This window comes from Shewanella sp. SG44-6, from assembly GCF_014164185.1.
GTDB lineage: Bacteria > Pseudomonadota > Gammaproteobacteria > Enterobacterales > Shewanellaceae > Shewanella > Shewanella vesiculosa.
This window is the reverse complement of record NZ_JACJER010000138.1, coordinates 1-11,708: the sequence shown is the minus strand read 5'-3', so window position 1 is coordinate 11,708 and position 11,708 is coordinate 1. Positions and strand designations below refer to the sequence as shown.

The following is an 11,708-nucleotide window of genomic DNA, read 5'->3' as shown; positions in this document are numbered from 1 at the left end:
TCTTGCTTCTCTACCGCCAGCGAATTGAACCTGGTTGATCAAGCAAAGCGAACTTATAGATATTTGCCTACTCTCAGCGGCGTAATCACCGATATCGGCACATATCAAAGACAGGGTAACGAAGATGATTTGGACCCACAGCTTGCCTGCTTAGTTGAAGGGCGTGGTAGGGTATTTATCTATCACGGCGGCTTTGTAGCTTTTGTGGATGACGAGCAAACCTTTATTACCCGAATAGACTGAAAATTATTCAGTAAGTTGAAATCGGCGAATTGGTATCCCTAGCAAGGAATGGGGCAAAACCTGTTAAGTTTTTTAACTTAACATTTGTACCAAATGAAGCTAAATCGAAGAGATAGAATGACCCAGTGTAGATGCAACTGAGGGTATCGAAAACAGGGACGTTTTCGTTAAGCGGCCATGGATGGCGCAAAGCGTCCCGAAGCAGTATCTGCACATAAGCCCACTGCAGGTGATTGACTACAATGAAGGTACAAACTTCAAAACCCATTTAACCAACACCCACTCAGCTAAACACGACTCAACCAAACATAAAAAATGCCAAACCTTTATTAGCAGGCCTACAAACTTTGGGGGCAAAACCAAGTTAGTTTTTGACTTAACATTCGTACCAAATGAAGCTAAATCGAAGAGATAGAATGATCCAGTGTAGATGCGACTGAGGGTATCGAAAACAGGGACGTTTTCGTTAAGCGGCCATGGATGGCGCAAAGCGTCCCGAAGCAGTATCTGCACATAAGCCCACTGCAGGTGATTGACTACAATGAAGGTAAAAGCTTCAAACTCATTTAACCAACACCCACTCAGCTAAACACCACTAAACCAAACATAAAAATGCCAAACCTTCATTCGAAGGCCTACAAACTTTGAGGCACAACGAGTTCGTTTTCTTGACTTAGAAATGGACAAAAGTAAGTCAGCACTAAGCCGCTCTATCACACCTTTGTAATCGCGACATTCGCTATCCTGTAGCACACTTGCAGCAGGTGGTGAGTAGCGATTAAATCATGTGATCAATCAAACTTAACCGAACCAAATAAGTTAAGTTAATCAATATCTCACTTACGTTGTTGTAATATGAGTTGCTTTTCACGAGCAAGCATTACCATGCGAAACATGCCCCACGCCATAATCACAGCACCTAAAAGCAACATGATATTAACAATGACAGCTTGGTTAGCGAGTATAGGTAAAAAATCTTGGTCAAATCCGGCAACTAAACCGTAAATTCCTAGACCAAACAACAATGCTCCAGGGAAATCAATTAAGGCGACTATCATCATACTGCGATGAATTCTAGCCAACTCAGCTTGGGTGTTATTCTGTGTCATTTGCTCATCCTTGCCTAAATACACTTAATGAGTATCTATTACAGATACCACGATGATGCCCAAAATAGCGCTTTGCAATTGAAGTATCAGCATCATCAACGGCAACATAAACCATCTAATTGACGGATATGGTTATTGCTATCATGCCAGCAAATAGCTTATTGACCAACATACCATTGGTTGTTAAACATCAGCCAGAATAGTCACAAACAAAAAAGCCTTCAAACGAAGGCTTTCTGAATAATTATGATTCGATTATAACAAGTTGCGGTTATTTAAATACCGGTAAGATATCTGCCATTGCCAGTAAGTGACATGTTGCGGTCACTATCCCAAACAACACCACAAGCACAATCAGTGGCGTTCCGCCTGGCACCTTAAAGCCAACATAATCGGGATACTGCTGCCTCACTTTATAAGCCAGCAAAGCTGGAACAATCACAGCCCATATGGTGGCTGCAAGTGCAGCAAAACCAATAGCGAGGATAAACCCATTCGGAAACAGCAAGCCCAATATTGTTGGCGGGATAAACGTAACCGCTGCAGTTTTAATCCGTCCGGTGCGCGAATCATCAAAACCAAATAGATCTGCAAGGTAGTCAAACAGACCTAATGTGACACCTAAAAATGATGATGCCACGGCAAGATTGGCAAACAGGGTCAACATGCTATCAAGCCATTGGCTGGCAATGACACCCGACAATGCTGCAACTAACACCCCAATATTACCGCCTTGGGCAATAACATCGGCAAACTGGCTGCGCTGAATATTACCCATAGTTGCCACTAACCAACACACATAAATCACTAATGCGATTGTGGTTCCGCTAATGATTGCCTTAACAATGGTTTTAGCATCTTTACCGTAATATTTAACTAAACTGGGTACGTTACCGTGATAACCAAAACTGGCTAAGCCAAAAGGAATCGCAGCAAGCAGATAAGGTAAGTAACGCGACTCACCATCGGGTGATACCAGTTTCACGGTATCGATATCGATCAATAAATTACCAATGGCCAAGAAGAAGGTAATGACCATGCCACCAAGCATGATGGTGGTAATGCGATCAACCGCTTTAGTACTGACAAATACCACTAGCGCCAGCACCACGGCAAACACTAACCCTGCCACACTCTGAGGTAGACTGACACCCAATGCCGATAAACTGTGATTAACAATCGATCCGCCACCACTGATATAGGCATAAGTTAAAATGTACAACACAAAGGCTATAGAGACGCCGTTAATGACTCGCCAAAACTGCCCTAGGGTTACTCGAGTTAAGGTATCGAAACTGTCACCGGGTTCAAAATGCAAGTTAGCTTCTAATAACAGCAAACCCGACATTAGCATGCAAAACCAGACGCCGAGCAACATCGCTATTGAGTAACCAAACCACATCCCTGCACCAACAACTGGCAAGGAAAACATTCCCGCACCCACTGTAGTGCCAGCAATGATCATCGCCCCACCCAATACTGACTTACCACTAGTGCGATGCTTGGCCGCATTCATATGGTTTGCCATTATTGTCCGTGCTCCGCATCCACACTGTCTACTATGGTTTGTTTCACTGACGAACTCAGTAACTTGTTGGCATGATCTCGAATTCTGATCACTTCGTCACGATGTTCAACACTGCATAAGTAACCTAGTTCTTTTAACTTAACACTCAAGGTGTTATACAGTTTTTTGTCATAAAACTCTGGAGCGGTAATCCCGTGAAGTGCGCCTAGTCGTTGGGCCAACAAGTGACTGTCGGTTTCAAGAGCAGAACGTTCAAGCTCAGGCTTTATCGCCAGTAAATTAAAGATAATGGCATAACGCTGCAAGGTCTCACTGATCGTTTCAGCCAGAAGTAATACTTGGGTAATATGACGAGGCGTGATGACAAAGTTATCATTGTCGCTCAACAAACCTTGCTCAAGCATAAAGTCTAAAACGCCATCAACATATTTAGGCACATCATCAATGCCCATAAATAACTCTGCTTTCAGCAATGGATAAAAATCCATCACGATGGCATGGATGCGCGCGCGATCGCAGTCATCATAGCGCAATAAACAACTGGCAATTAATGACGGTATCGCCATTAAATGAATAATATTATTACGGTAATAACTCATGGTGATGGCAATTTTTTCATCAACAGAAATAATCTCACCAATAGAATCTTTGGTACTAACAAACTTATTTAACGACAAACAATGATCAACAATCGACTTACCATCACCCTCGGCGACCGATGCGTAATCGGTATAAGGTACGGTTTTCAATAAGGCTAAATACAGATCAAGTTGGCGTTCTAACTGACTTCTTTCTAATGCATTTTGCTCTGAGGCTAATAACACTAAACTGGTTAATGTTACCGAGCTCGCGGCGGCAGCACCGTTAATATTGGTCATCACGCGGTTAGCGAGTAAATTAACCGATGGAGTAAACCACGATGGTTTTTGATCAGGCTCTTTCGCCAGTTCGCTACGCCATTCTGGCGCTTGTTGATTTAAGAAGTGCTGTAAGTTAATCGGCTCACCAAAATTAACATAACCTTGGCCAAAATTACCGAGTTTACGCAGCGCACCAAATAACTGCCAAACAGATTCTTTTTTCTTTTTCTTGCCGCTTAATTCTTTGTGGTAAGTGGCCACTTCCATCACATGATCATAACCTAAATACACTGGTACTAACGTCACTGGGCGCTCTATGCCGCGTAGTACACTGTTTATGGTCATTGCCAACATGCCGGTTTTAGGCGCAAGTAAACGTCCTGTACGCGAACGCCCACCTTCGGTGAAATACTCAACCGAATAACCTTTAGCAAATAACTGATCTAAATACTCACGAAATACTGCGGTATACAGTTTATTACCATTAAAGCTGCGGCGGATGAAGAATGCTCCACCACGGCGGAACATTGGCCCTGCTGGCCAAAAGTTCAAGTTAATACCGGCCGCAATATGCGGCGGAACCATACCCTGATAATACAAAATGTATGACAGCAACAAGTAATCCATATGGCTGCGATGACAAGGCACATAGACAATTTCATGGCCATCATGGTGAAGCTGTCTTACCTGTTCAGCACCTTTGATATTGATACCGCTATATAATTTATTCCATAACCAAGTGAGAAAACGCTCGGCAATGCGCACTAAACTATCTGAATAGTCTGCGGCAATTTCATCAAGGTATTCAATCGCAGTTTCACGGGCTTTTTCAGGAGATACTTTTTTGTTGACCGCCTCTTCTTCAATAGCCTTTTTAATTGAATCTGACTTTAATAAAGAGGCAAATAGCATTTGACGATTAGGTAATTGTGGCCCTGTCATAACTTTACGTTGGCGACGGAAATGTACTCGCGCGACACGAGTTAATTTATGCGCAATTCTTTTATCTGTACCGTGCTCATCAGCCATATGGCGCAGCGATAACGCATTAGAAAACTGCACAAAATTATGTCGCCCTAAAAATAAAATCATCAGCCACTTACGTAACCAAGTTGGGTTTTCTCTTTCAAAAACAGCCGCTTTCATGCTGTCTTCTTCCTTACCAGGAGTACGTCCCCAATAAAGACAAACTGGCACTAATTGAATATCGAGGTCAGCATTCTCACTATGAAGCGATAATAAACGGGTAAAATAATTAAGGAACTTCTCACCACTTTCACGTTTACCAAATAGAGGTTTACGCCCCTCTAAACACACCACTCGAGGCACTCTTAAACCATCAAGCTGTAACGGCTCATAAGGACTTGGCATACCAAATCCTTCAGTGATTTCGCTCAAGGCGGCAATATCACTAATAGATTCCGTTTTCATCAAATAAACCAAGGGCTTGGTCGGATCTATATTGAGGTCATCAAACGGATCATGGGGCACCACAATGGTCTGTACCATCCATTTTTGAACCCATTTTAATGCTTGTAAAAATATTGAATCTGGTTTTGACATGGTTATTTTCGCAACATAAGCCATTGTAATATTGTCGTATAGGATACCAGAAACCACCCTGCTTACACTATCTGGCCGACTTATCTTTACGTGTAAGCTCTCACTTTAAGACATAGTGCAAGATAAAACATATATAATAACGAATAAAAACATTAATTTAAGTTACAAAAAACCAATAAAACACAAAAAATAGTTGGTTAATACTTGCACGAACACAAACACTGTATATAATGACAGTCACTGTATAAAAAGACAGGAATCATCATGAGACCGTTAACGCCGCGCCAAGCAGAAATATTAGACTTAATTAAAAACAATATCGCCGAAACAGGTATGCCACCCACTCGTGCTGAAATTGCGAAACGTCTTGGCTTTAAAAGTGCTAATGCTGCCGAAGAGCATTTAAAAGCATTAGCCAAAAAAGGCTTTATCGAGATCATGCCTGGAACCTCTCGAGGTATTCGCTTACCTCATGAAGAACAGATTGAAACCGGTTTGCCTCTGATTGGACAAGTTGCAGCTGGTGAGCCTATTTTGGCTCAAGAGCACGTTGAACAGTATTATCAAGTCGACCCGAGCATGTTTAAACCTGCCGCAGACTTTCTGTTGCGCGTTCGTGGTGACAGCATGAAGAACATCGGTATTTTAGAAGGCGACTTACTCGCGGTTCATAAAATGCAACAAGCACGTAATGGCCAAGTTGTGGTGGCGCGTGTTGATGATGACGTCACCGTAAAACGATTTGAACAAAAAGGTAATGTGATTTATCTGCACGCAGAAAATGACGATTACACCCCGATTAAAGTTGATTTAAGTTGCCAAAGCCTAACCATCGAAGGGCTTGCCGTTGGCGTTATCCGTAATGGAGATTGGTTATGAACAAACTAATGGGCATCGCGCCACGTCACCCAGGCTTATGGGTAGATTTAGCTGAAACAGAATTGCATGGCAACCAAACCATTCGCACATTACAAACAGTCACCCAAGGTGAAGCTGAGTTGAGCCAATTGTGTAGTCAACTCGCCACATTGAGCCAACAAGGTCGATGGATTGTGTTAATTAGCCCACCACACATTGGCTATAAACATATGCTGGCAAATGCTGGCGTGAGAATGGACCGTATTTTACTGGTGCACACTAAAGACGAAGTCGAAACCTTATGGGCGATGGAAAAAGCGCTTACCAGTGGAACATCAAGTGCTGTCGTCACTTGGACAAGCTCACTTGACGCTCGTGATAGTCGTCGATTAGAAATTGTAGCTAAAAGTGCACGGGCTTTAGGTGTGGTAATTGAGGATGTGAATGCTCACTTACCTCACAAACATCAACTTGTTAGCCCTACATTAATAAATGGAACAAGTAATTTTTGCTCATTTCACTAAGCATTAACCCTTACTTACCAAGCCCTGTATTGAATTCAGGGCTTTTTTTTCATCTTTTTTCAGTCAATTAGCCAACAAAGTGATCTTGATCAATGTTTAATCTACAGCTAATGTTGTTCCCAAGGATGAAATATTATTCATCTTTAATTGGACGTGAATGACAGTGATTAAGATTACTTTCAGACAAATGAGCCAACTCAATATTGATAAGTTCAGTAGTAGGTACAAGCGTGGTGCACCGCTAATAATAAAACCGTAAACAACCTGTTTACTGCCACCAAGGTACTTTGAGGTCATCAAACTTTTTTCGGGAACCGAAAAGTTTGCATAGAGCAGAGAATTACTGTGTGACTTTTCTTTGTAATTGCTATTTGCAATGAACAGAGGAGCAGTCTTGTGAAGCAATGGTGGTATTGTTTACTGGTGGTGTTTATAGCACTTCCGCTTGGGGCATCAGAAATGTCCCTCAACATGACTCAAGGCGTGACAGATATCAGTGGTAAGGTTTATGGCCTCCACATGACGATACTTTATATCTGTTGTGCCATTGGGTTAGTGGTGTTTGGGATCATGATTTATTCAATGATTTACCATCGCAAATCAAAAGGCGCTGTTGCGGCAAATTTTCACGAAAGTACTAAAGTGGAAATAGCTTGGACCGTCATTCCTTTCATTATCTTAATCGCCATGGCTATTCCAGCCACTAAAACCTTAATTGCCATGGAAGATCCCAGCAATGCGGATCTCACCATCAAAATTACTGGGTCGCAGTGGAAATGGCATTACAGCTATTTTGATAAAGACATCGAATTTTACAGCACATTATCGACCCCCAGAGATCAAATCGATGGCATAGAGGCTAAAGGAGAGCATTATCTTCTTGAAGTCGATAAACCACTCGTACTGCCCATTAACCAAAAAGTGCGTTTTTTAATGACATCAGATGATGTGATCCACTCATGGTGGGTTCCGGCTTTTGCGGTTAAAAAAGATGCCAATCCAGGCTTTATTAATGAAGCATGGACCCGCATTGATAAGCCAGGAATTTATCGTGGCCAATGTGCCGAATTGTGCGGTAAAGACCATGGATTTATGCCAATTGTGGTGCAAGCATTATCAGAGACAGATTTTGATAATTGGTTAGTAGAGCAAAAGCAACTGGCCAGTAATGCCGCTGCTGCGGCGGCTGCATCACTGTCACAAACCTTATCTCTTGAAGAGTTAACCACCCAAGGCGAACAGATCTATCTTGCTCGTTGCGCCGCTTGTCACCAACCTAATGGTGCGGGCCTTCCAGGTGTATTCCCATCACTAATTGGCAGTCCTATCATAAAAGGCCCTGTTGCAGGTCACCTCAACATCGTCTTAAACGGTAAACCAGGAACCGCAATGCAAGCCTTTGCCAAGCAACTTACCGCCCAAGAGATTGCCGCAGTGATTACCTTTGAGCGTAATGCTTGGGGCAATAATACCGGTGATGTTGTTCAAGCTGCTGATGTGAGTAATTTCTCTGGCGGCAATGAAGCAAGTACTGAAGCAAATAAGACTGAAAGCACAATGGCCGCAACAGCAACTGAGAGCACCAATACTGCGACAGAAAAAGCGACTCAGGCTCTTGAAACCGTCGCAAAGGCTGTAACGCCAGAGGTTGTTGCCGTTGAAGATCTGCCCACCTTAACCTTGGAGCAATTAATCACTGAAGGTGAGCAGGTTTATGTCACCACTTGCGCCGCATGTCATCAAGCCACTGGTGCTGGTTTGCCAGGCGCTTTCCCTTCACTTATTGGCAGCCCTGTGGTTACCGGACCGGTTAGCGGACATATCGATATCGTTATGCACGGTAAACCAGGCACCGCGATGCAGGCATTTAGTAGTCAACTTAGCCCACAAAAGATGGCTGCGGTGATTACTTATGAGCGCAATGCGTGGGGCAATAATTCTGGCGAGGCGGTGCAACCTGCCGATGTCGCTAGCCATGGACAGTAGGGGAAGACAATGAGCACAACAACGCACGATACACTAGCTACCGCTCATGATGATCATCACGGAGCGCCGAAAGGGCTCATGCGCTGGCTACTCACAACTAATCATAAAGATATCGGTTCGCTGTACTTATGGTTTAGTTTTATTATGTTTCTCACTGGTGGCGCCATGGCAATGGTCATTCGGGCAGAGTTATTTCAGCCTGGATTACAGCTAGTAGAACCTAACTTTTTTAATCAAATGACCACGGTTCATGGTCTTATCATGGTATTTGGCGCAGTGATGCCGGCTTTTACCGGATTAGCTAACTGGTTAATTCCGATGATGATCGGTGCACCAGATATGGCTTTACCGCGGATGAATAATTGGAGCTTTTGGATTTTACCGTTCGCGTTTACCATATTACTCAGTTCGTTATTCATGGAAGGCGGTGGTCCTAACTTTGGTTGGACATTCTACGCACCGCTATCAACCACTTATAGCCCTGATAGCACCGCTCTATTTGTATTCGCCATCCATATCATGGGTATCAGCTCGATAATGGGCGCGATTAACGTTATCGTAACCATTGTTAACTTGCGCGCTCCTGGCATGACATGGATGAAACTGCCTTTGTTTGTGTGGACTTGGTTAATTACTGCCTTTTTATTAATTGCGGTGATGCCAGTGCTCGCAGGCGCAGTGACTATGGTGTTAACCGACAAGTTTTTCGGTACCAGCTTTTTCGATGCTGCAGGTGGCGGTGACCCAGTGATGTTCCAGCATATTTTCTGGTTCTTCGGTCACCCAGAAGTTTACATCATGATTTTACCCTCATTCGGCATTATCTCCGCCATTATACCGACCTTTAGCCGCAAGAAATTATTTGGCTACTCCTCTATGGTTTACGCTACGGCCAGTATTGCTGTACTGTCGTTCTTAGTATGGGCACATCATATGTTTACCACAGGCATGCCGGTATTCGCCGAGTTGTTTTTCATGTATTGCACCATGCTAATTGCGGTTCCTACTGGGGTTAAGGTGTTTAATTGGGTTGCTACCATGTGGCGCGGTTCGATGACATTTGAAACACCAATGCTATTTGCGGTGGCGTTTATCATTCTGTTTACCATTGGTGGCTTTTCCGGTTTGATGCTGGCAATCACCCCTGCTGACTTTCAGTATCACGACACTTACTTTGTAGTAGCGCATTTTCATTATGTACTGGTGACTGGGGCGATATTTTCCATTATGGCGGCGGCATATTATTGGCTGCCAAAATGGACCGGTAATATGTACAACGAAACCTTAGGCAAGTGGCATTTTTGGTGCTCAGTGATCTCTGTCAACGTGCTGTTTTTCCCAATGCACTTTTTAGGCTTGGCGGGTATGCCTCGTCGAATCCCAGATTACGCAGTACAGTTTGCCGATGTGAATCAAATTGTTTCGATTGGTGGATTTGCATTTGGTTTATCGCAGTTTATTTTTCTCGCTGTGGTGCTCAAATGTATCAAAGGTGGCAAACCGGCTGGCGATAACCCTTGGGAAGCTGCAGAAGGTTTGGAATGGACCATTGCCAGTCCAGCGCCATATCACTCGTTTACCACTCCGCCGGAGATAAAATGAGATGACACAGCCAACAAAATCAAATCGTAAGTTATTAATCATGCTGATTGCTGGATCAATTGGTATGTTTGGGTTTGGTTTTGCATTGGTACCGCTTTATGACGTGCTCTGCGATACATTGGGGATTAATGGCAAAACCCAAAATAGCGCCAGTAGCTATGAAGCGGTAGTGGTTGATAAAAGCCGTACCGTTACCATTGAATTTGTGACCCAAGTTCAGTCAGATATGCCATGGGAATTTAGCCCTAAAGTTAACCAAATAAGCGTGCATCCTGGTGAGCTCACTCACGCACAATTTTTGGTTAAAAACCTGTCTGCACACGACACAGTAGGCCAAGCAATCCCCTCAGTATCACCTGGACAAGGAGCGGCGTACTTCAATAAAACGGAATGTTTTTGCTTTAACCAACAACCCTTGGCCGCATCAGCAACTGCAGAATTACCACTGATTTTCTACGTGGACCCGGATTTACCCGCGTCTATTAATACATTGACTCTCTCTTATACCCTCTATGACATCACCGATAAACAGACGATCGTCGTAGAGCAAGGAGCAGCAAAATGACCACAAAGTATCAAACTTATTATGTGCCAAACCAAAGTGCTTGGCCGATAATCGGTGCTATAGGCTTATTTTTAATTGCATTTGGCGCAGGCACTTATGTACAACAATTAGCCACTGAAAAAACCTCAGGAAGTTACATATTAATCACTGGTTTTGCCGTGATTATCTTTATGATTTTTGGTTGGTTTAAAACCGTTATTGATGAATCAATGGCAGGGCTTTACTCACCACAAATGGATCGTTCATTTAGGCAAGGAATGAGCTGGTTTATTTTTTCAGAGATTATGTTTTTTGGGGCTTTTTTTGGCGCATTATTTTATGCACGTATGATTTCAGTACCTTGGCTTGGTGGCGCATCGAACAATGCCATGACTCATGAGGTACTGTGGCCTGCCTTTGAAGCAATTTGGCCTTTGGTGAAAACACCTGATGGTAGCGCAACCGAGGCGATGCCATGGACGGGTTTGCCATTAATCAACACCATCATCCTGTTAACCTCATCGGTTACCTTGCATTTTTCCCATATCAATCTCGAAAAGGCCAATCGTAAACCGTTGATCATCTGGTTAGCGTTAACGGTGATGTTGGGGATTGCGTTTCTCAGTTTACAGGTCGAAGAATACAGCCATGCCTATCAAGAAATGGGCCTAACCCTATCTTCAGGAGTGTACGGTAACACCTTCTTTTTATTAACCGGTTTTCACGGCATGCACGTGACGATTGGTACCCTGTTTTTGATTATTTTATTACTCAGAATTATCAAGGGTCACTTTACCCCCGATAAACATTTCGCATTTCAAGCGGGTAGTTGGTATTGGCACTTCGTTGATGTGGTTTGGCTATGCTTATTCATTTTTGTTTATGTGCTGT

At 43.3% G+C, this 11,708-nt stretch carries 9 protein-coding genes and 1 pseudogene; 7 read left to right on the top strand and 3 right to left on the bottom strand.

All coding sequences use genetic code 11. The annotated features are described in order from the left end of the window. Positions 1–243: pseudogene (locus H5185_RS18565) on the top strand (hypothetical protein); the annotation flags it as partial. Between the two features lie 836 nt (positions 244–1,079). Here H5185_RS18565 and H5185_RS18560 read toward each other — a convergent pair. From H5185_RS18560 to plsB, 3 genes are all read right to left on the bottom strand, one after another. Further along, complete coding sequence (locus H5185_RS18560) at positions 1,080–1,352, bottom strand: hypothetical protein (protein ID WP_124018277.1); 273 nt, start codon at positions 1,350–1,352, stop codon at positions 1,080–1,082. Between the two features lie 271 nt (positions 1,353–1,623). Further along, a complete protein-coding gene (gene mtr, locus H5185_RS18555) occupies positions 1,624–2,880 on the bottom strand; it encodes a tryptophan permease (RefSeq protein WP_124018276.1) in 1,257 nt (418 codons plus the stop codon). Further along, the gene (gene plsB / locus H5185_RS18550; protein WP_182742826.1) at positions 2,880–5,303 is read right to left on the bottom strand and encodes a glycerol-3-phosphate 1-O-acyltransferase PlsB; all 2,424 of its coding nucleotides are present in this window, start codon (positions 5,301–5,303) and stop codon (positions 2,880–2,882) included. Before plsB ends, mtr begins: the two co-directional genes overlap by 1 nt. Positions 5,304–5,567: 264 nt before the next feature. Between plsB and lexA the strand changes: the two genes are divergently transcribed. From lexA to H5185_RS18520, 6 genes are all read left to right on the top strand, one after another. After that, complete coding sequence (lexA, locus tag H5185_RS18545; RefSeq protein ID WP_124018274.1) at positions 5,568–6,182, top strand: transcriptional repressor LexA; 615 nt, start codon at positions 5,568–5,570, stop codon at positions 6,180–6,182. Beyond that, a complete protein-coding gene (locus tag H5185_RS18540) occupies positions 6,179–6,685 on the top strand; it encodes a cell division inhibitor SulA (protein WP_124018273.1) in 507 nt (168 codons plus the stop codon). Before lexA ends, H5185_RS18540 begins: the two co-directional genes overlap by 4 nt. Positions 6,686–7,081: 396 nt before the next feature. Beyond that, complete coding sequence (gene coxB / locus H5185_RS18535) at positions 7,082–8,671, top strand: cytochrome c oxidase subunit II (protein ID WP_182742825.1); 1,590 nt, start codon at positions 7,082–7,084, stop codon at positions 8,669–8,671. A 9-nt stretch (positions 8,672–8,680) separates the two neighbouring features. Then, entirely contained in the window at positions 8,681–10,273 is a 1,593-nt protein-coding gene (gene ctaD / locus H5185_RS18530) for a cytochrome c oxidase subunit I (RefSeq protein ID WP_182723024.1), read from the top strand. Between the two features lies 1 nt (position 10,274). Further along, positions 10,275–10,838: a cytochrome c oxidase assembly protein gene (locus H5185_RS18525; protein WP_124018270.1), complete on the top strand. Its 564-nt coding sequence runs from the start codon at positions 10,275–10,277 to the stop codon at positions 10,836–10,838. Next, a partial coding sequence (locus H5185_RS18520) for a cytochrome c oxidase subunit 3 (protein ID WP_124018269.1) occupies positions 10,835–11,708 on the top strand: 874 nt, incomplete at its 3' end. The genes H5185_RS18525 and H5185_RS18520, both read left to right, overlap by 4 nt.

Excerpts from the sequence above, each read along its gene's own strand:
- H5185_RS18560 (WP_124018277.1), bottom strand. The coding sequence starts at position 1,352 with ATGACACAGAATAACACCCAAGCTGAGTTGGCTAGAATTCATCGCAGT.
- mtr (WP_124018276.1), bottom strand. The coding sequence starts at position 2,880 with ATGGCAAACCATATGAATGCGGCCAAGCATCGCACTAGTGGTAAGTCA.
- plsB (WP_182742826.1), bottom strand. The coding sequence starts at position 5,303 with ATGTCAAAACCAGATTCAATATTTTTACAAGCATTAAAATGGGTTCAA.
- lexA (WP_124018274.1), top strand. The coding sequence starts at position 5,568 with ATGAGACCGTTAACGCCGCGCCAAGCAGAAATATTAGACTTAATTAAA.
- H5185_RS18540 (WP_124018273.1), top strand. The coding sequence starts at position 6,179 with ATGAACAAACTAATGGGCATCGCGCCACGTCACCCAGGCTTATGGGTA.
- ctaD (WP_182723024.1), top strand. The coding sequence starts at position 8,681 with ATGAGCACAACAACGCACGATACACTAGCTACCGCTCATGATGATCAT.
- H5185_RS18525 (WP_124018270.1), top strand. The coding sequence starts at position 10,275 with ATGACACAGCCAACAAAATCAAATCGTAAGTTATTAATCATGCTGATT.